The sequence below is a fragment of the Olsenella sp. Marseille-QA0557 genome (genome assembly GCF_965119725.1).
In the GTDB taxonomy this organism is placed as follows: domain Bacteria; phylum Actinomycetota; class Coriobacteriia; order Coriobacteriales; family Atopobiaceae; genus Coprovicinus; species Coprovicinus avistercoris.
Window position 1 is genome coordinate 1,881,504 of record NZ_CBCPMI010000001.1, and the last position, 21,310, is coordinate 1,902,813.

15 protein-coding genes, 3 tRNA genes and 1 pseudogene are annotated in these 21,310 nt (G+C 48.7%); 6 read left to right on the top strand and 13 right to left on the bottom strand.

Annotated elements, in window-relative coordinates; genetic code table 11:
• Positions 1–515: 515 nt before the first annotated feature.
• Together ACQY6Y_RS08520 and ACQY6Y_RS08525 are read right to left on the bottom strand one after the other, a co-directional pair.
• A tRNA-Cys gene (locus ACQY6Y_RS08520) sits at positions 516–589 on the bottom strand.
• A 40-nt stretch (positions 590–629) separates the two neighbouring features.
• Positions 630–705, bottom strand: a tRNA-Gly gene (locus ACQY6Y_RS08525).
• Positions 706–895: 190 nt separating this feature from the next.
• Between ACQY6Y_RS08525 and ACQY6Y_RS08530 the strand changes: the two genes are divergently transcribed.
• From ACQY6Y_RS08530 to ACQY6Y_RS08540, 3 genes are all read left to right on the top strand, one after another.
• Positions 896–970: transfer RNA gene (locus tag ACQY6Y_RS08530), tRNA-Val, on the top strand.
• A gap of 170 nt (positions 971–1,140) precedes the next feature.
• Positions 1,141–3,606, top strand: a complete 2,466-nt coding sequence (gene feoB / locus ACQY6Y_RS08535) for a ferrous iron transport protein B (RefSeq protein ID WP_428379911.1) — start codon at positions 1,141–1,143, stop codon at positions 3,604–3,606.
• 13 nt (positions 3,607–3,619) lie between these two features.
• Entirely contained in the window at positions 3,620–4,498 is an 879-nt protein-coding gene (locus tag ACQY6Y_RS08540) for an HAD-IIB family hydrolase (protein WP_428379912.1), read from the top strand.
• A gap of 7 nt (positions 4,499–4,505) precedes the next feature.
• Here the strand turns inward: ACQY6Y_RS08540 and ACQY6Y_RS08545 are convergent, their stop codons facing one another.
• Positions 4,506–5,522 (bottom strand): glycosyltransferase family 2 protein, encoded by a 1,017-nt coding sequence (locus ACQY6Y_RS08545; protein ID WP_428379913.1) that lies wholly within the window; start codon positions 5,520–5,522, stop codon positions 4,506–4,508.
• Positions 5,523–5,525: 3 nt separating this feature from the next.
• Entirely contained in the window at positions 5,526–7,289 is a 1,764-nt protein-coding gene (locus ACQY6Y_RS08550) for a glycosyltransferase family 39 protein (RefSeq protein ID WP_428379914.1), read from the bottom strand.
• Positions 7,290–7,443: 154 nt separating this feature from the next.
• Between ACQY6Y_RS08550 and ACQY6Y_RS08555 the strand changes: the two genes are divergently transcribed.
• Together ACQY6Y_RS08555 and ACQY6Y_RS08560 are read left to right on the top strand one after the other, a co-directional pair.
• Positions 7,444–7,776, top strand: a complete 333-nt coding sequence (locus tag ACQY6Y_RS08555; RefSeq protein ID WP_428379915.1) for a hypothetical protein — start codon at positions 7,444–7,446, stop codon at positions 7,774–7,776.
• Positions 7,777–7,791: 15 nt separating this feature from the next.
• A pseudogene (locus ACQY6Y_RS08560) lies at positions 7,792–8,271 on the top strand (fructosamine kinase family protein); the annotation flags it as partial.
• A 70-nt stretch (positions 8,272–8,341) separates the two neighbouring features.
• On the opposite strand, the gene ACQY6Y_RS08565 reads toward ACQY6Y_RS08560, so the two are convergent.
• The 8 genes from ACQY6Y_RS08565 to ACQY6Y_RS08600 all read right to left on the bottom strand — a co-directional run bounded on the left by ACQY6Y_RS08565 (position 8,342) and on the right by ACQY6Y_RS08600 (position 17,963).
• Positions 8,342–9,430: a 6-phosphofructokinase gene (locus ACQY6Y_RS08565; RefSeq protein ID WP_428379916.1), complete on the bottom strand. Its 1,089-nt coding sequence runs from the start codon at positions 9,428–9,430 to the stop codon at positions 8,342–8,344.
• Between the two features lie 206 nt (positions 9,431–9,636).
• Positions 9,637–10,845, bottom strand: coding sequence for a lysylphosphatidylglycerol synthase transmembrane domain-containing protein (locus ACQY6Y_RS08570; RefSeq protein WP_428379917.1), 1,209 nt, complete (start codon positions 10,843–10,845; stop codon positions 9,637–9,639).
• A 21-nt stretch (positions 10,846–10,866) separates the two neighbouring features.
• Positions 10,867–11,907: a glycosyltransferase family 2 protein gene (locus ACQY6Y_RS08575; protein WP_428379918.1), complete on the bottom strand. Its 1,041-nt coding sequence runs from the start codon at positions 11,905–11,907 to the stop codon at positions 10,867–10,869.
• Between the two features lie 171 nt (positions 11,908–12,078).
• On the bottom strand, positions 12,079–12,828 hold the full coding sequence (locus ACQY6Y_RS08580) for an anti-sigma factor antagonist (RefSeq protein WP_428379919.1): 750 nt from the start codon (positions 12,826–12,828) through the stop codon (positions 12,079–12,081).
• 48 nt (positions 12,829–12,876) lie between these two features.
• Positions 12,877–14,961: a PP2C family protein-serine/threonine phosphatase gene (locus ACQY6Y_RS08585; protein ID WP_428379920.1), complete on the bottom strand. Its 2,085-nt coding sequence runs from the start codon at positions 14,959–14,961 to the stop codon at positions 12,877–12,879.
• An 11-nt stretch (positions 14,962–14,972) separates the two neighbouring features.
• Positions 14,973–16,091, bottom strand: a complete 1,119-nt coding sequence (locus ACQY6Y_RS08590) for an IS1249 family transposase (protein ID WP_428378537.1) — start codon at positions 16,089–16,091, stop codon at positions 14,973–14,975.
• 278 nt (positions 16,092–16,369) lie between these two features.
• Positions 16,370–17,326: a zinc ribbon domain-containing protein gene (locus ACQY6Y_RS08595; protein ID WP_428379921.1), complete on the bottom strand. Its 957-nt coding sequence runs from the start codon at positions 17,324–17,326 to the stop codon at positions 16,370–16,372.
• A gap of 34 nt (positions 17,327–17,360) precedes the next feature.
• A complete protein-coding gene (locus ACQY6Y_RS08600) occupies positions 17,361–17,963 on the bottom strand; it encodes a zinc-ribbon domain-containing protein (protein ID WP_428379922.1) in 603 nt (200 codons plus the stop codon).
• Between the two features lie 183 nt (positions 17,964–18,146).
• Between ACQY6Y_RS08600 and ACQY6Y_RS08605 the strand changes: the two genes are divergently transcribed.
• Positions 18,147–19,658, top strand: coding sequence for a hypothetical protein (locus tag ACQY6Y_RS08605; RefSeq protein ID WP_428379923.1), 1,512 nt, complete (start codon positions 18,147–18,149; stop codon positions 19,656–19,658).
• Positions 19,659–19,680: 22 nt separating this feature from the next.
• Here the strand turns inward: ACQY6Y_RS08605 and ACQY6Y_RS08610 are convergent, their stop codons facing one another.
• Positions 19,681–21,081, bottom strand: coding sequence for a CCA tRNA nucleotidyltransferase (locus ACQY6Y_RS08610; protein WP_428379924.1), 1,401 nt, complete (start codon positions 21,079–21,081; stop codon positions 19,681–19,683).
• Positions 21,082–21,310: the final 229 nt, after the last annotated feature.

The following is a 21,310-nucleotide window of genomic DNA, read 5'->3' on the forward strand; positions in this document are numbered from 1 at the left end:
TTACCTTAAATTATTTATCAAATGACATATAACTCAGAAAAGTAATTATCGTTTCGTTGACCCTGTCTACCCTCGCAGCGCCTCTTGTGGCGCTCTGGCTCCTGCGCGAAGGCATCGGTTCATCCATCTATCCTCTCAGGGATTTTTTGCGATGCCTGTATCGCTTTACGAGGTCCTGTGAATCAGTGGCCTTAATGTGAGACGGGACACGCAATGCACTTCGCGGGATGCCAATTTGAATAATCTTCGCTGTTCACTGGCACCACCTCCTACTTCGGCCGTCGGTATCGTCGCGGCTTCTTTATTTCTTGATTACATAATACTCTAAATTTTAAGTTGTACACGTATCTTTAGTCATTTAATGTGAACGGTAGGTATTTACGGATAAACGGCGCTCTTGCTTATAGCTTCGTTCACTACAGCGAGTTTGAATATAAGGTTTATCTATTGTTTAACATTGTTTCACGATACAAAAAGAGGCCAGAGGCTATACACCCTCTGACCTGCAATTTCTCTGGAGGCGGCACCCCGATTCGAACGGGGGATAAGGGATTTGCAGTCCCGTGCCTTACCACTTGGCCATGCCGCCATATGAAAAAGGCCGAATACAAATCCGGCCATAATCATCATGGAGCGGGCTACGGGGTTCGAACCCGCGACCTCCACCTTGGCAAGGTGGCGCGCTACCAACTGCGCTAAGCCCGCAACGCGAGGGATAATATACGTGAGTTTTCGGTTCAGTGCAAGTGGAAATCGCAAAATTTTTTAAATTTTTTTGGCCATCCCTCATTTCGGCGAAAAACCCGCCTCTATATACCTCTTTTTCAAATTCTGACTTGCATGATCTTTAGAGATGCTTTATAGTTACCTCCGCTGTCAGATGCAGCACACATTCGGGCGCTTAGCTCAGGGGGAGAGCGCTTCCCTGACACGGAAGAGGTCAGAAGTTCAAATCTTCTAGCGCCCACCATACATTACAAAGCCACCTGCTTTCACAGGTGGCTTTTTTATTCTGTTATGCATTAATTCTCTTTTTGCAAGACTTAAATTAACCTTTGTTTCAAATCCTTTATAGTCAGGCTTTGCACGCTATGCTTTATAAAGCTTATTGCTTATACATAACAAAGAGAGATTAATTTGATGAATAGCACGTATTCACATACGAATAATCAGGAGTCCATCACCTCCTCCTTTCATAACCATATGACCACGCTTGCAGATATTGCTATAGGCGATCGTGTCCGTGTTGAAGTTGTTGGTGGTCAAGGAGCGCTCAGACAGCACTTCCTTGATATGGGCATCATCCCCGGCACCGTTATGGAACTTGTGAAATTCGCTCCCATGGGAGATCCCATGGAATTTCTTATCCATGGATATGAGCTCACCTTAAGAAAAGAAGATGCTTCCCGTATCTCTATCTCACCCATAGGTCAGTCGGATACACAGAGTCCATCTGCCGCAAAGTTCGACACACCGTTGCAAACAGCTTCGCAAAAGTTCGAAAACCGCCGTATAGCCCTGACGGAGCATCCTGGATTAGGAGAAGGCGGGCGCTTTCACGAAAAAGCTACCGAGCACCCTCTGCCCGAAGATACCACTCTTACCTTTGCGCTAGCCGGCAATCAAAACTGTGGTAAAACGACACTCTTTAACCAGCTTACAGGATCAAATCAGCATGTAGGCAACTTCCCTGGAGTTACAGTAGATAGAAAAGACGGCGCTATTAAAGATCATCCCAATACCGATATTGTTGATCTTCCCGGCATCTACTCGATGTCACCCTACACAAGCGAAGAGCTTGTGAGTCGTCAATATATTCTCGATGAGCGACCTCGCGGCATTATCAACATCGTGGATGCCACTAATATCGAACGCAATCTCTACCTCACCATGCAGCTCATGGAGCTTGATATCCCGATGGTTCTTGCCCTCAATATGATGGATGAGCTCCAGGGAAACGGCGGTTCAGTGCGTGTTAACAAGATGGAGGAACTGCTTGGAATTCCAGTGGTTCCCATCTCTGCCGTAAAGAACCAGGGTGTCGATGAGCTCGTAGATCATGCACTGCATGTGGCTCGCTATCAAGAACGTCCCAGCAGACAAGACTTTTGTGATCCCAACGATCACGGTGGAGCTGTACATCGCTGCTTGCACGCCATTATGCATCTCATAGAAGATCATGCTCACCGAGCAAACATTCCCATACGCTTTGCAGCCACAAAAGTCATCGAGGGCGATACAGCCGTTCTAGAGCGCCTAAATCTTGATAAAAACGAATATGAGGCAATGGAGCACATTATTAGTCAAATGGAGGAAGAACGGGGCTTAGATCGCGCCGCAGCCATTGCAGATATGCGCTTCTCATTTATTGAAAAGGTTGTTTCACAAACGGTAACCAAGCCACATGAAAGTCGCGAACATGAGCGCTCTCGACAGATAGATAAGATTCTCACGGGGCGATTTACTGCTATCCCCATGTTTATTTTGATAATGGGACTTGTCTTTTGGCTCACTTTTAATGTGGTTGGTTCGTTCTTTCAAGACCTCGTCGCTCAAGGCGTAGAAATTCTCACTCAGACAGTTAATAATGCCTTGGTAGAGTCTGGTACCTCTGAAGTGGTGCGATCGCTCATCGTAGACGGTGTTTTTGGCGGTGTTGGCACCGTATTGCCTATCGCACCAATCGTAGTAACTATGTACTTCTTCCTTTCTCTTTTGGAAGATACGGGCTATATGGCACGTGTTGCCTTTGTTATGGATCGGCCGCTGAGAAAAATTGGTCTTTCTGGCAGATCTATCGTTCCCATGCTCATGGGATTTGGCTGTACCGTGCCGGCAGTGATGTCCACAAGAACCCTGCCCTCGGAGCGCGATCGCAAGCTTACAGTGCTTCTAACTCCTTTTATGAGCTGTTCAACAAAGCTTACGATCTATGCATTTTTCTCAGCAGTCTTTTTCCCAGGAATCGAAGGGGTCGTTACGGTAGCTCTCTATGCCCTGGGTATTGTGGTAGGGATTGCCACTTCAGCAATTGCCAATCACACCATATTCAAGGGTGAAGCTGTCCCGTTTGTTATGGAGCTACCCAACTACCGTATTCCCTCCGTAAAAAGCGTTCTACATCTTGTATGGGATAAGATGGCAGATTTTCTGCAGCGAGCTTTTACTGTCGTATTTGTTGCCTCTATTGTCGTTTGGTTCCTGCAGTCCTTTACACCAACACTCACATTAACCGACAACCCCAGCACCTCAATTCTTGCTGCCGCCGCAGGTTGGATGGCGCCGGTGTTTTCTCCGCTCGGCTTTGGAGATTGGCGTTTTTGCGTGGCACTTATCTGCGGATTCATGGCAAAAGAGATAGTGGTTTCTACGCTCTCAGTACTATTTGACGGTACAAGTGCCCTGTTGGCGACACTTACACCTTTAGGAGCAGCTTCATTTTTGGTCTTTTGTTTGCTCTATACTCCTTGCGTTGCCGCAATTGCTGTTGTTCGTAGAGAACTTGGCGGAAAATGGGCGATAGGCATTGTAATCTTCCAATGCTTAGTGGCGTGGGTATGCGCCTTTGCGGTACATCTGATTGGTTCTTGTATCGGCATCGCTTAAGATGGGAGAAGAGATGCTGTCTTCACGCAACAACACACAAGACGCAATGGATCTAGCTCATCTTTGTAATGATGCCTCTGCCATTCGTCTTATCCTTACTGATATTGATGGCACAATTCTCCCCTATGATCGCTCAGTTGTTTCTCAAGAGTGTCGTGATGCGTTTCATGCAGCATATGATGCTGGGATACACATTGGCCCTGCCACCGGTCGCGGAGCCACACGGGTTCCAAGTGTCTTTGAACACGATGAGAAGTGCTATGCCACCATGTTGGCAGCAAACGGCATGCAGGTCATACTTGACGGCCAGCTCATCTATGAGGCGCATATTCCACATGAAGCGCTTATCCATCTGGCAAGTGTCATTCACGAACTGCCCGATTGTGGCATGATTTGCTTTGATGGTCCCCAGGCGTTGGTAGTTGAGGGAACCATAGACAACCTTGCCAAAAGTTTTCGTTCGTACGCAGCGACAGCTCGTCTGGTCTCTGAAGTCCCTTCGTTTCCAGTCATTAAAACGAATATCTTTACACCACCCATACAGGAAAAAACGGCTGAAATAGTGGCTTTACTTCGTCGAGAAGTGCCAGAGATAGACTATTCACTCCCTATGCCCGGTTTTGTTAATACCACTCCACGTGGCTGGAATAAAGCTGCGGCAGTAGATTATCTTGCGCAAACACTTGGTATTGCGCCAGAACAAGTTGTTGTTTTCGGGGACTCTGGTAACGATTTAGAGATGCTTTCGCACGTGCCCCATTCCGTTGCTGTTGCAGGTGCCACCGATGAAGCGCGCGCTGCCGCCCGTTGGCATATTGGATCTTGTGAGGAAGAAGCGGTTCCTCAGGCAATCAAAAAACTTGCCCAAGGACTCTGGCCGTTTACTAACTAGAGTCTCTCTAGCTTTCTAACCAACCTCCACGCTCTTTTTCAAGATAAAGAGGGCGTTTTTTGACCTCAAGATACAATTTCGAGAGGTAATAACCGATTACCCCAAGACCCAATGTCAGCAAGCCCCCAATAAGCACAATAACTGTCATGAGTGATGGCCAGCCAGCTACCGGATCGCCAAACAAAAGTGCTCGCACAACAATAAAGATAAGGCCAACGAGAGCTAGCAACGATATGGCGCCGCCAAGCAAAGAAAGCACTTCCAGTGGCTTAGTAGAGTAGGCGACTATACCGTCCAACGCATAACGTAACAGCGAGAAGAAGGACCAATTGGTCTCTCCTGCTACGCGCTCAACATTATGATAAGAGATCCATTCTGTTGAGTAGCCGACCCATCCAAACAGGCCCTTTGTAAAGCGGTTATATTCACCACAAGATAGTACCGCTCCTACAAAGCGACGAGTCATCACTGAAAAATCGCGTGCTCCATCGCGCAGATTGAGATCGGTCACTTTATTCATGAGCGCATAAAAACGCCGAGCAAACCACGATCGAATAGGAGGCTCACCGTCACGGCTCACCCGATATGCTGCAGCTCGCTCACAGGTACCATCCTGTACAAGCCCGCACATTTTCAACAATAAAGCTGGAGGGTCTTGTAAATCAGCATCCATTACCGCAATAAGATCCGCTTCTGATGCATATGCCTGTACAAGACCGGCATACAGCGCTGCCTCTTTACCAAAGTTGCGTGAGAAAGAAATAAACGCAGCATCTGAACGTTCTGCGCAAACATGACGCAGCACCGCAAGCGTGGCATCTGACGAGCCATCATCCACAAAGATATAGTGAACTTTAATGCCGAGAAATGCGTCTAGTTGCTCTGCAACCCTAGAACATTCATCCAAAAAGGGATTGATAGTATCTTGTTCATTATGACAAGGCACAACAATTGTCAGTAAAGTCTCTTCAGCTGCTTCTTGATCTGAAAAGGCCGAGCAGTCTTCAGCTTCTATCCGAGCCATAGCTCACCTTTCCATAACGGTAATGGTCAACTTCAATGATTTATACGGAATATAAAATGATTCGCTTTCCATAATACCAGAGGCATTATATGACGTTGCTGCATAATCAACCGCGGTACCTGGATACCCCTCAAAAATAGGATCTTCCTTTGTACCATTGGTAACGCAGACAAACTTTCCTTGGTAGTCTTCAAGTGCGCCTGGGCGCCTCTCATCAGAGATCGTAAGTGCGGGTGAAAACGCCTCATAGGCATCATAGTCCCCTTTTGGATACACATACGTATTATCAAGCGTTATGGATACTTCAGGAACTTTAACGGCTAATATACCGGCCGGCTGAATATCAGAATATACATTGACACCAACAACAACCGGTAAGTGCCCGTCTTCGGTTTGAGTTACTTCTCGGTAATATGCGATCGCTCTCTCGTTTAAAGGATCGTAGGCAGCTATTGCAGAATTAATCTGAGAGCAAAGCGCTAGCACCGAAAGTGACGCTATTCCCACACTCACCACAAAAGGCCTGCGGGCCCGTACAAAAATTGTCGAAATCATAATTGCAAATGGCCCAATAGCAACAAATAAATAGCGCGCCATAAGCACGGGACTAATACTCAGAGAAATGATCAGAGATATAACGATCGTGCCAATATATACAAACCCAGCAGCTACAGAAGGGCTTACCAAAACAAATACCGATTTGATAAGAATCTGCTTAATATGACTAAATTTCTGCCCCTCCCCACGGCGAAATAGCGGCATGCAAGCATTGCGTCCAGCCAATACCAAGGCCGCCAAACATGCGGCAACAAAAGCGGATAAAGCGCTGAGGCACACAACTTGCCAGATTAGACCATTTCCACCAGAGACAAGCGATTCTATAGTTTCATTAAAAGCTGGAAAGAGCGCGATATCCAAAAAAGTATCTGGAAACGTAAGGGAGATCCAGAAGCCTTGGCGTACATGTGAGACTTGGGCAAAAAGGACATGCAGCCATGGCATATAAGCAAGGATACAAATAATTAACCCTACACCAAAGCATATAAACTGTCGTTTTATATACGGCGTTTTTGGACGAGCTGCATGACCTGCAATGAGCGCTATAAGTACAAAAAGAAGACACAGTGCTGCAGCAAGACAGGAAAAATAATGCATGTAAGCACATGCGATTGCTCCAACAAATGCCCCTATCCACCACTGAAGAGGAATATCTTCTTGAGTGTCATTTAACACGTGTCGGGCTATACGCGAACACATAAGAAATGTGAACATGACGAAAAAAGCAGCCCAGGAATACATGCGGATATCAACCGATTCAGCCAATGCCCACGGGCTAAATAATACGATGAAGGTATATCCCAGACAGGTTTTATAGCCTATATCACGCCGTACGAAAATCCAACCAAGTGCTGCGCAGGCAGCAAGACCAGCGACTGAAAAGAGGCGGCAGATAATAGGGTTCTGTCCAAATAAAGTGACAACCCCATGCAACATCCAATAGTACAAAACCGGATGAACGTCTGCGGATCCAATGCGCCAAATATCAGCAAGTGAATGGTGAGCTAAAGCAATTGAATAGCTCTCATCAAACCAAATTGCACTGGTAAATGCGGTAATCAAATTAAAGGAAAGGCCCAGAAGAAAAAGGATCACCCATACATAGCGAATATGGCGAAACGCTTGCGTAGCAACAGAAAGAGGAACTGAATTGGTAGCATTAGAACTATTATCTGGAGCATCATCTTGTGTCATGGAAGAAGAACTCATGCGTCTCTTTCGGGTTCCCGGATAGCATTACCTATCCTTATTTAAAGCATAAAAGTTTCTGAAACAGCAACTTACAGATATTCTCATGCCCAAACAAGTTCTTGTCAACGGTTGTAAAAACACGAACTGTTCGCATGCGATAGATGGGGACATCATGAATAAAACCTTTGAGAAACACGGTGGTTTTAAGGAGGATCTTCGAGGAGAGGCAGCTGCACTTGCCTGGCTTAAGGCCGCCGAATATCAAGGTGGCCTTCCTGCAGTTACTGTTATTTCTTCTTCGCAAGATACTCTTATTGAAGAGCAAATATTTACTACGTCACCAACAGCACAGGTAGCTCGAAAAGCTGGAAGAGCACTAGCAATAACCCACGCAGCAGGAGCCGGATGGTATGGTTGTCCTCCACCTGATTGGCATGGTGGTGGCTATGTTATTTCTGGTGTTTGCACGCCTGTTGTTTCTCAAGAGAATTCGTACACCTCATAGGGTGCATTTTTCGCGCATGAACGCCTAGAGCCGTATATGAAATACGCGCGCGATCGTCAGGTCCTACAAGCGAGTCACATAAAGATACTTGAACGCATATGTACCCGCCTTGATAGGGGCGATTTTGATGCGCCACAACCTTTGCTCGTAGAGCAGACTTGTACCAACCCCAACATAGCATGCGCTCGAATTCATGGGGATCTTTGGGCTGGCAATCTCTTATGGGATGCCAACCCCACAAACCCGATAGGAGCCATACTTATAGACCCGATGGCACATGGTGGACATGCGGAAACAGATCTCGCCATGTTGACGCTTTTCGGATGTGCATATCTAAAGGAATTTATTGAGGGGTACGAGAGTATTTCTCCCCTTGCAGATGGTTGGCAAGAACGAATTGCTCTCCACCAATTATCGCCACTGCTTTTGCATTGTGCTCTTTTCGGCAGTGCCTATGTATACGAAACAATGCGCGCTGCTGAGCGGTACATATAATTATCGCTCATAAAAAGGGATGCTCTTACACGATAAGCATCCCTTATTCGCAAAGGTTGTTATCGATTGATTATCGATCGCCAAAATTAATACCGAGAGCACGCGCCTCACGTACGAGATCGCTCTTAGGATCGACATACTTAAGTTTTCCTGCAATCTTATCTAGTGGCACGTGAGTCATCTTGCCGTTGACCAAAGCAACCATATATCCAACTTTGCCACTTAAGAAACCAAGTGCAGCTTCGACACCACACTGAGTTGCAAAAATGCGATCCTGAGCATCCGGTGCACCACCACGCTGTGTATGCCCTGGAATGGCAACGCGTGTTTCACGTCCTGTTTGCTTTTCAATTTCCTTGGCGATGTCATACACAATGGAAGGGCTCTTACGTGCAGCAAGCTTCTTCTTGTACTCCTTCTTTGGAAGCTTAGAATCCTCTTTGGAGATTGCGCCTTCTGCTACGGCCACAATGGTGAAGCGACTACCTGTTTCCATGCGTCGCTCGATTGTCTTTATGACGTTCTTCATCTCATAGGGAATTTCAGGAATAAGGATTACGTCAGCACCGCCGGCAACACCAGCATAGAGAGGAATCCAGCCAACCTTATGACCCATAATCTCAACTACAAAAACGCGTCCATGTGAACTTGCCGTAGTATGAATGTTGTCTATGCATTCAGTTGCAACTTCCACTGCACTGGTAAAACCAAAAGTCATATCGGTTCCCCAGGTATCATTATCAATTGTTTTAGGAAGTCCAATAACTGAAAGTCCTTCCTGAGAAAGGCGATTTGCTGTCTTAAGAGAACCATTGCCACCTAAGACGAACAGGCAATCCAGCTTATGGGCATGATAGGTTTCTTTCATTGCAACGACTTTATCCACACCATCTGCTTCAGGAACATCAAGCAGCTTAAAAGGCGTACGGCTTGTACCTAAAATGGTTCCACCTCGCGTAAGGATTCCGGCGAAGTCATGGGAATCCATCTTACGGAAACGGTCATAAATGAGACCTTGGTAGCCGTCTTCAAATCCAATAATTTCTACGCGCTCCCCCACCTTGCGAGTTTCGTGAAGCAGTGTCTTTATGATTCCACGCATAGTGGCATTGAGGGCTTGGCAATCGCCACCGCTGGTAAGAAGGCCGATTCTAATCATTGCTTCTCGCTTTCCCTAAAGGGCGCAAGGGTTTTACGGAGCAGTCATACCCTCACGTCTCCGAACCGTTCTAAGACTAAGTTTGGCACAAGCGGCGCTTAAAGCTGTGCAAAATTAGAGATAAACGACAAGCGAGCCAGATACAAAGAGAACGAATGTCTCACGCACAAAATGCAAGTAGGTTTAAGCAGACGCTCTAGCGGTTTCTACCTTCGCGAACGTTTCTTGTGGCGTAAACGATGTGGGTTGATGCGTGCACCATTTGGTGAGATACGCTTTTTTCGCTTTATGCTTGTCCAGAACGACTGGAAGCGAGTGCGCACCCGACGCCACCGCGTATTGATAGAAACACCAGAATCAGAACGAAGACCCATAACAAGCGCTGAAGCAAGTACAGGCAGGAAATATTGCACCATACGCCATACGACAAAACCTGCCGCAACCTCTGAGCCGAACATAGGTGCAAACAAAAATGCAAAACCACCTTCAGCACCACCAGTGCCGCCCGGGAGTGGCACCGCGGAGGTGAGAAGTTCAATCATCGACCCACAGGCAAGACAGGTAAGAAAATCTGCTTCAATGCCAAATGCTTTGAGTACAAACCACGGAAGAGAGAATTGCCATCCGAGCTGAATAAGGGTGACCACCAGCGTAGCCAGCATACGCCGCCAATCACGAGCTGCATGAGAAAACCCTCGAGAGAATTCCAGAACTTGCGTATCGAGAAAAGACCGATATTTTGAAAGGTCTTTGTTGGGTGCAAAACGTTTAACAAGTCTAAGAACAGCATTTCCCAGGCGCATTACCAAACGAGGCGCTAAACAAATAGCGAGAAGCGCAATGACTTCCACTATTTTGAAGCCAAAAAGAGCTGCTCCGATAAGAAAAACATTGCCGTACGTCTCAACAAAATATCCCCCACGGAATATAAGCATCAGCGCAGCAAAGATTCCTTCACCGGCCTCATAAACGATAAAGCGCGTATATTGCAGTGCACCCGCACCACCCATGGACAGGCCTGTACGCGAAAGACGAAATATCTGCGCCGGAGCACCGCCAGTGCCATTGGGAGTGAGGTTAGAGAAAAAGATACCTGTGGCCTCAACGCTCATAAGGTCACGGATACCAACAGGCGATTTTGGATCATCAATTACTGCCAATACATAGGCAAGTACACCAAAGAAAAAGTAAACCACATAGGCGCCCATGGCTAAGACAACCCATGTATTATTCAGCGTTCTCAGGGATTCAATAAATTCGCCCCATTGTCCCGAGATAACAAGATAAGCTGCATAGATAAGAGCTACTACGCAGAGAAAAATAACACTCTTGCGCACTGATCCCATATTTTGATGGGATGAATCAGCGCTACTCGAGACAGTTGTACGAACCTTCGCACGCTTATTTCTAGCCATGGAATCTACAGCGGTTTGGTGTTAGTTGAACTTTACTATGCGTCGTGCGAGACGATAGGCGCCAGACGTAATATCTTTTCCTGCCTTACTCGGCAAGTTAGTCATGATGCCAATAAAGCCTAAACGACAACGACGCCAGAGACGCCTATCGTAATCATGTAGATCATTCCAAAGCTTCTTAAGCTCATCCATCGCATCCGGACGATCGGAAAGCTTTGAGAACACCGAGCAAATTGCCATCATAATGACAAAATAATTCACCATGTAACTACGCAGCTGTACTGAAGCAATGTCTTCATACAGGTGGTAGCTATTCATCATGATGCGTGTAACGCGCACCTGCTGATCAATTCTGCTAGCCATCACATGCTCATTAACCGATTGATCTTCACGTCCAATAAAGTAACGATAGAGATCAACATCGAGGTAGCACATGGTTTCACAGCGTGGGAGCGGGACATAGGCATAGATATTGTCTACATAGAAGGTATGAGCTGGGAGCGGTAAGCCGCCACCAGCGCGCAAAACATCGGCTCGGTAACAAAGAGAATGCATGAGCAAGTTTTGCGTCATGTGGAAGTGCCCTATTTCATTCCAGGCAAATACTCGGCCTTCAGGAAGCACCTTACGATAATCCACAACATTTTGCTTTCCATCAACCACATGTTCGTACACATAGTTGGTGATAAACAAGTCAATTCTATTATCTGTTTTGATAGCAGTGCGGATATAATCAAGCAGCACGCTCAATGCATGGGCATCAACCCAGTCGTCAGAATCCACAACCTTGTAATACACACCATCTGCATGCTCAAGACCCGTCTTGACTGCTATACCATGTCCACCATTTTCTTGGTGGACTGCTTTGATGAGGTTGGGATAGCGCTCCGCCCACTCATCGGCTTTCTGAGGGGTGGTATCTTTCTGAGAGCCATCATCAACAATGACAATCTGAATGTCATCTGCATACTCAGACCCTTCCAGAATGGAAGAGATGCAATGATCCATATAGTCAGCAGAGTTGTAACAAGGAATACCAAATGTGATGATTTTCTCACTCATAGCGTGTATCCCCATTTCTCGTAAGTAATAAGCTCCAGATGCAAAGTGTATGGGCTTCATGTAACCAGCTATTAAGCACTGCAATTGTCTAGTTTACCGTAGGGATGCAATAAACTCGCAACTGACACGACATCTACGCATCAAATGTAACCAATCCACATGAGCCATAGCTTATCCAGCAACATCGGGATGTAACATCTTAATCAGTGATACTACTGTCCCCTGCCCTACACGCTTACGTGCAATTGAGACTGAGTCCACAAGAAGACGCATCAATCGTATACCGCGACCACGCTCTTCTCCTCCGTGTTCAGGCGTGGGTTCTTCATCTTGGGCAATCTCAAAGCCCTCTCCACAATCGCTCACCTCAACAACCACACGATCTGGAAAGCTGGTTACGGTGATACAAATTCCATCATCACTGCATGCATGATCAACAGCATTTCCCAATGCTTCTCCACTTGCCAAGGTCACATCAAAAACCTCATCAGCAGAAAGCGGCAAGCGTCTCAGCATGCGCTCAACCCATGAACGCGCCTCGGAGAGGCGCGTGAGGTCAATACGCAAGCTTCTACTCCAAAGCGGATGTATAGAAGGATCTAATACCGGTACATGGCGCTTCGTACCAGCTCGTGAAACAGGAATAAGGTCTACAACACACGCAACACTGAGCGCTCGGTACACTTCTGGAGAAACATTGTCGATCGATAAGACGCCGCCTACACGTCTCAGTCGTCGAGTCTCATAAAAGATGACGCCCATGCCAGCTGAATCAATATGAGCAACTTTTGCCATATTGAGAATGACGCGCCGACAACCACCGTCTATCAGATCGTCAAGCGCAATCTTAAGACGCGGGGCTGACGTGACGTCAAGATCGCCTTCTACGGGCAGCAATGTTATGTCAGGAATAAGGGACATATGTGCGTTGTTCCCCGTTTTATGCCACAAGATACATAAATTGCGACTTTATTTACTTGAAGCGTCAGACGATTCGGCAATTGTTAAACGAACCATTGCCACGTCATCCTCAAGATTACGACCAGTAAAGACATCAAGTGTCGCAAGCAAACGGTTAAGCAGGCCCTTTGGCCCCACTTCAATTTCGCGCATAACTGCCTCGCGAAGACCATCTTCTCCAAAGAAAGCACCGTTTTTGTCACGCGCTTCTGTAACACCGTCGGTATAGAGCACAAGCGTATCGCCCGTATTGAGCTGTACAACGCCATCCTGATAGTGCATCTCTTCAAAAGCACCCACTACACCTGACTGAACGTCAAGCGTCTCTACCATATTGGTATGTGCCCGAACCAGAAGTGCCGGCGGATGTCCGGCGGAACAGTAGGTGAGCACGCCCTTACGCAAGTCAACGATACCAACAAAGAGTGTTGCAAAGGTTTCGAGACGAGAAAAGCCAAGGAGAAAACGATTGAGAGTCCGAACCATACGTGCAGGTGAAAGTCCCTGCCACGCATAGGCTCCAAGCGCTGTGCGGACCGCAGCTGAAACCGACGCAGCTTCCACACCTTTACCTGATACATCCCCCATAATCACGCAAGCAAACCATTTCGGCAGACGTATCAAATCGTAGAAATCACCACCGACATAAGCATCAGCCGTTGAGGAAGAATACACGCCTTCTGCATCAATTCCTTCCACCTCTTGCAGTTCACTACGCATGCCCAACTGCAATGCCTGAGAAATATGCTTGTCTTGCGTACGAGCAATCTGTCCCTCAAGGACCTCTCGAATGCCTTCGGCGATTCTGCGCAAAAATCCAAGTTCAATATCGTCAAATGGCTCATCTTCGAGGGGGCGAAGTGCCAAGAAGCACTGATGCTCCCCAAAGAGCTCACCCATATCAACTACAGCTCCTCGGCAAGGCTCTCCGAGCTGTTGCAGATATGAGGTAAGCGTAAGAGCTTCTTTTCCCGCATCAAGCGGAACAACAGAGACGCTATCGTCTTCATTTTTAGAAATAAGTTTTGTTAGATCGACCGGCAAAGAATGCATTCCAGATTTGGGAAGCTGAGCAATAACAACACCTTGATGCGTATTAATTTCAACAAGTGAAAACGTTGCCGAGAGCTCCTCACACGCCGCTTGTGCCACTTGTTTAATATCGTCCATAGTTATGTTTGGGACTGCGGCTAAACGATCATGGAGAGATGAGCCAAAGGAATAAAGCTCTTGAGAACGGCGAGTTCTTAAAGCGCTTAATGCTCCAGCAATCTGTGTAGAGAGATATTTCCCCACCGCATCAAGCAGCCGCGCATCATCACGATGAGAGGGATGGCGAATATCCCATCCAACTGCCACAAGAGCAACTGCATGAGAGTTAAACCAAATTGGCACACAAATCATGCTTTCAAAAGGCAAAAGCATTCCCATGGGAATATCTTGCTGTCTGCCCGTCTCCTCATCAACGGCCGTTCGAAACGCAAGCGAACCTGTACGTAGATTTTGAGAAGAGGGTGCCTGCATATGGATTCTTAGCGCATGACCAGCAGTAACACACATCATCTGGATACCTTGGCCTGCAGGTAGGTATTGAGGAATATTCCTTCCACTCAAAGAAGCAGATATCCCCCTCAGATGAAATCCAGTAGTGGTAGCAAGGTATAAGACGGCGCCGGAACCCTCCATAGTGGTTGTAAGCTGCTCTAAAACACGAGAGATGAGTTCAGGTACATCCAGCGCGTCAAGTGTGCTTAAAACAATATTAAGAATGCCGGAAAGCCTACGGTTGGCTGCCTCTAGCTCCACGAGCGCTAATGCCCTCCGCGCCCTGCCAATATTTGCATCCCGCTCATGAATAACATATAGAAGCGTATCTCCCGGTGCGTTGACAGTGTCACAACGCACCATGAGAGGTAAGCCATGTACAGTACGCGCTAGAACTGGCGAGCCATCGGTAGGAAAGTCCATTTCATAACTCTTACCATCAGGGATAAGAAATGATGTAATGACATCTCCTACGATTTCATTACCCTCGGCAAGAAGGCCTCTGGCTAAATTATTTGCGTAAATGATGCGCTGCGGCTTATAGGACAAAAAGTGTGCTGTCAGTCTAGCCAGAACGGGTACGGGTCCTTGTGGTGCAGCTCCTCCCACACGGCTCGATCACCCCATTCTGGACCCCCATCCTCTCTCTTGGGTGATAGCGAGTAGGTCCTATAGAGGAAGTCGATATCGTCGTCAGTTGGCATGGAGCGGATAAGCTCTCTTGCCGGTCTTGGGCTCTCGGTGTGCATGTAGCACCACCAGAAGACCGCCTTGACCCGACGCATGAGTGACAGCCCGCGGTGGTTGCGCAGGACATCCCTGAGTTGTGAGTTGACGCCGCCCTCGATCGGGTTGTTGGTACGCGGCAGTGGACCCTCTGCGGTCAGGGTCGGATCAAGGTAGGTAAAGAGCGTTCCTTGGGAGACGAGTCTCGAGAGTGATGAGCGGGCCTTTCTGAGCCTCTCGTGTGTGAATACGCGTCTCCCGTCGATGAAGGAGACATCCTCGAGGAAGTCGGCCCAGAACCCGCACCACTGAAGATAGCGCTCGACCCACCAATCGGCCTGCCGAAGGGTGTCCAGATGCATGAGCTCGATGGAAAGCGCGTAGAGCTCTCTGCCGGCCTGGAGCCTTGGCCTCGTCGTCGTGTACCTCCTCACCTGCGAGAACGCATGGAACAGGCACCTCTGGACTCTCGTGCGCGGCCATGTCCGGCGGACCGCCGAAGCGAACCCTGTTCCTCCATCGCACACCACCACGTCCGGAGCCGGGATGGGCGCCATGAGCGCCTCCCAGGCCCTTGAGGTTTCCGACTCGGCCATGTACCACGAAACCACATGCTCCCCGTCGTAGGCTATCAGCACGACGAGGTTCCGGTCGAGCCAGATGCCGTCGAGGAAGAGCACCCTGTGGACCTCACCGGTCGGCTCGGGCATGGGCCACACCCGCCAGAATCCGGAGGTCTTCCTCCTGAACGTGCGCCCCTGACCGGGCATGTCTGCCTGCCTCGCCTTTGAGAGCAGCCACGCCAGAAACTCTTCGAGCCAGGCGGCACTGTCGTCGTACGAGACGGTCCTCGATGCCCCGCAGGACTCGCAGCGCCATCTCTGCGCGCCCGCCGTGGTCCTTCCGTTCCTGCGCATCGCCGCTCCACAGCACGGGCACTTCACCCTTTTCATCGAGCCCTCCCGTCCGAGAGATTTAACAGCTCGATTTTCCGGCTCCTACCTGCGACGGCACCGATTCGGACAGCACACTTTCTGTCCGAGTGCTAAAAGGGGTGAGCAAGATTTAAGGGTATGGGAAACGGCCGCCCACCTGCGTAGACGACCGTTTCGACAGCACACTTTTTGTCCTATAAGCCTAAAAACGGAAAAAGTAATTTTGACCGCGTAAAAAAATTGCTCCCGGATATCCGAGAGCAATTTTCATAACAGTCGTATTTCGCTACGGCAGCTTAGGAAAAGGAATGCCAGGCATCTTCAGGGACGGTAAATTCTTGTTTGCCATCAAGGAGATTCTTTAGCTCATCCTCATGCTCGTAGAATTCCTCTTCAGAGATTTGCGATTCGGATAAGCCACTCCCTGCATAGAATTCTCCATTGGGTAAAGATGCCCCATAATCTGCTTTCACAACAGGCAGTCCATCCTCAATTGCGGTAAGACGGACATGATAATTAGTGCCGGAATTGGTAACTAAAACCGAACCATCAGTATAAATTTGCATAAATGGCGGACTGGCTACCCACGCGCACAGAATTGATTCGATAACACTTACCTCATCACCTGCGTGAGAATATACTGCCACCAAAGTTGCCGTGCCATCTTCTTCTAAAGCTGCAACGACTAAATCGAGAATGCCATCCTCGCCTAAATCTACGAAGGCATACCGCATGCCTACATAACTACTGGAACGATTCTGAGAAAAGGTGTAGTCATTCCAAGCAGCTGTTGAAACATCCTCGGACACTTGTGCGTTCTCAAGATCTTGAAGGGCTGCAGTATACTCGGCGATTTTCGCTGCATACACATCTTCCTGACTTGCAAGGGCCTGAGAGGCATCCTCGTCTGTACTTTCCTCCTCTGGAACTACAGTTTCTTCTTGCTGCTGAGAAGGTTGGATAACCTGCGTGTATACCATCCACGTAGCAAAGGCAGTAACAGAGAGCGCAAGGATAACGAGAATCACAATGAGGACAAGCGGCATACGGCGACGTGTTCTTGTACGTGCTTGATGTATTTGTGCTTGCACATCCCCACGCTCGGACTGTTCACTAAACGATGCAGTGTGTACTTGATTGTCCGCTGCTGTTTCGGACGGAGCTGACGCAGCCCTTCGAACAACAGGCGCTCCACAGGCGTTACAGAACTTAGCATCGTCGGCCATGCGTGCACCGCATTTTCCACAGAACATAGTTACACCTCAAATATGCGCCACTGCTCGACAACTAAACACCGTAAGACATCTTACGAGCGTTAAACAGACCCCAAACACCTACACCGATCAGTACCAATGATGCAATCAGCATAAGATAATAAGCTGGACCTAAGTTGAATAACACACTACCAAAAGCGTCTTCAAGGAAATCCTTATTCGATATGCTAATAACCAGCAGCAGCTCAAAACAGCCGCAAACAATCTGACAAATAGAACGTTTTTTCGACCGCAGCAAAATTGTTCCTGCTCCAGCCAATACTCCCGCAAGCAACATCACACTATTCTCAATGCTTCCTGTGATTTCCATACTTGACGATTCATATCCAAACGTAAATTGCGCTGCAGAAACCCCGAGAGAGCTTCCAAAAACTTCAAACGTTATCAGCGGCAAAAAGAACGCAATGATAATTACCGCCGCTGATCCAAGTTCCGCTTTTTCCATAAGGCTGAGCGACAAGAGCCAATCAGTTGAAATGGAAGGGACGCGAAACGACGCCTCGTGGGTGTGGGCGTGTATTTTTTGGTTCTGATCTTGAGCGCCGATTGCCGTACCGCAGACACTACAGAACTTCGCTCCATCGGGATTTTCAGAGCCGCAAGAAGGACAAAACATAATCAACCTCTTTCCATCACAGAAGGAATGTGTTCATTTCCGCAGGTAAAGGACATCATCAGCTGATACGCTTATCCTATGGAATCCTCAAACGCTAAAACAGTATTTTTGGTAGCGTGAAAAAAATTGCCGCATTGGAACTGAAACACTACACTTGGAGCAAAGCTACAAGAAGGAGCCGCTATGGCAACGCTCGACCCATTCGCGCAAACACGAACATCCACCGGCATTGTTCCTTGCAAGAATGTTGCCGCCGTTCACATGGAAACAGAAACGGGCGAAAAAGCACTCGTAGCTCTTTCATTCATTCCCGAGGATCCCACGCACATCTCTCCGCTTACACACAAACCTGGCCGCGCTTCAATGGACTTGGTTGATCTTGGTGCAAGCGCAACGGTGCGCACTACTCCTAACGGTCCTGTTACTCAGGTCTCTGCCGATTCACTTCTTTCATTTGCAAAAAAGCATGGTCCACTCTTTGCGCGCACCCCTTTTGCTTGGAATGAAGAAGGAGATAATCCTGCCGCTGGTGAGCTCTTTGAAGAGGATGCTGGCGCTTGGGTATCGGCTGCTTCCATGGCAAATCTAGCTATTGTTGCTCAACAGCTCTCACAGGGACGCTTACCGCTCGTAACCGCAGGCGATGTTATTGGCAACCTCGTGCGCTGGCACGTTACGACCCCTGAAATTCCTGAAGACCCTGGCTTTGATCTGCTTATTGTTGCGCGACCGGTAACACCTGAATATGCCGATTGGTTGGGTGCTCCCCTCTTCATACGTCGAGAAGAACTATCAGACCGTATCGACTATTCCTTCTTACTTCGTGGAGATGAGCAGAACGGCACCGCAGAAAGCGGAACTTGGCTCGAGGTAGTTGTCGCTTCATTTGTACATGAAATTACCGCCGCAGATTATCGCCTACTCAGCCAGGCGCTTGGTTTCTCCGAAAGCCTCGATAAAGAAGTGCGCACACGCCTTTCTCTCAATCTTGAAAAGGATGAAAAACCTCGCAAACCCAATGCCAGCTTAATTGTGGGTGCAAGCCATCTGGCCGACACCAACCTTTTGGGCAAACCTCAGTCTATTGAAGAAGAAGGAGGCAGCGAACTTTTGGCCTCTCTGGTACGCGCCCTTGTCGCAGCACATTTGCGCGATGCCTATGTGGATGTCTTTTCCGCCTCCGATGAAACAGGATTTCTTTCGTTTAGGAGCTATCTTTCCTGGCTCTGGTATGACTTCTCGAGTGGTATTGATAAGGCCCGCATCAAGTATTGCGTGCGTTGCGGACGTGCATTCTCTGTAGTAGGCCATCGTGGGCCAGATCGCGTTTTTTGCAGCGATGAATGTCGCAACGCCTCTCATAATGAGCGATCAAACCGGCGACGCGATGAGCTGCGTCATGAGTTCTTAGAGCAAAACAAAACCGTTCAGGAACTTGCCCGCAGATATTTTCCTGAGGAGAAAAAAGCCACAGGAGAAAAACGTGTTCGCCAGTCGCTGCAATCGTGGCCTTCGCTTAAGCATGCGGTCGACGATGATATTGAGCGCAACGGGTGGTCCTCACCTTTGTTACAGCGGTGTCGCAATGAAAAACTGAGCCTCTCTCACCTGCTTACAACGAAGCGTCGCAACCAGCTTGAACGCATACGTGAAACAGTTCAAGACTCACAGAAAACCAAGGCAGCACACTCATAGCGTGCTAAAAGCAGCTCTAGGCTTAGCGATGGGGGCTTCCGGAGTACGCAAGCCATGTTAAGAGTGCCTCACGCGTATTCTCAAGCCGTCCATGTACCACCTCACGCAAACAGGCATCCAAGGTAGCTCCTACCCACGGACCAGGACGGCCGCCGAACTGTTGTAGGACATCACGGCCGCTGATGGCGAGATCTTGCACACGGTAAGGCGCGTTTTCGGAAAGCACCTTCCGAAGCATGCGCTCGATCTTATCAACCTCAACGGCATACCCACGGTATTCCGGTGCTTTGGACAGCGCATCGGCACGCTTGAGCACCAAAGTCTCAAAGGCAAGCGGCACCGCTTCACCGGGGCTACGACCATCCAAATCGGACAACATGCGCAATACAGAATGGCGTGTAGCTTTAACCGGACGGTCATGAAAACGCACGAGATCCACGCAGGGGCGGATCAACGAGAGCGGCAGCGCCAGCGAACGCAAAATAGCCTCGCTCATCTCTGCGCCTGTAGAAGGGTGCCCGAAGAAATGGCCTTGTCCACGATCGTCCACAGTAAAGGTCTTTGGTTTACCCACATCATGCAGCAATGCAGCCCAGCGCAGTCGACGGGATGCAACGCCTCCCGACAACTCCTCAGTGGCCTCTACCACATGCACGGTGTGATCCCATACGTCGTAGCAATGATAGGGACTGCGCTGCTCAAAGCCGACCATCGGAGCTAGATCAGGAATCGCAGCAAGCAACACTTCGCGCTCGGACCTCATGGCCAATGCCAAACGACCGGTCGCGATAATACCGTCCAACTCGGCTCCAACACGCTCTCGAGCCACATGCGCAAGCTCTGGTGCGCAAGCAACCAAAGCATCATGCGTATTTTTCTCAACCGTAAAGCCCAAACGACAAGCAAAGCGTACGGCTCGCAGTACCCGGAGCGCATCTTCGCTGAAGCGCTTATACGGATCTCCCACCGCCCGGATAATACCTTGGGCAAGATCTTCTGCACCGCCATACGGATCGAGCAAACCGCGAACAGGGTGATAGGCCATGGCATTGATAGTAAGATCGCGGCGCGCAAGATCCTCTGTGACCGAGGAAACAAATTCCACGCTATCGGGATGGCGTGAGTCTGAATAGGTACCCTCTACGCGATAGGTTGTGATCTCAATGGGATGTCCTGCCACCACAGCGGTAAGTGTTCCATGTTCAATACCTGTCCGATGTACCGTAACGCCAGCATTGAGCAGCAACTGCTCACTCTCTTGCCAGTGGGCGTTGCTAGTTATATCCACGTCATGCGCAGCATTCCCCAGCAGCGCATCGCGCACCCAACCGCCTACAATCCAAGCTTCAAAACCACCACGTTCCAGAACCTCCAGAACATGGAGTGCATAGTCAGGCACAGCTGTTTTGTTGATCCCTGGCATAGCGGAACCTTTTTTCTATCGTGGTCTTGTAGCTCACTGGGCACAGTATAACTGCGTCGCGCTTGCGTGCTATGCTCAGTTGAAGATAAAACAGTGCCCGTACAGCATCTTACAAAGGAGAATGCTATGGATACTACTGTACCAAGCTCTATCACAGCTGCAGACCTTGCCTCGGCACGCTCCACGTTCGAAACCGACCGCGCCAATATCGTGGCTAAAAACGCAGTAA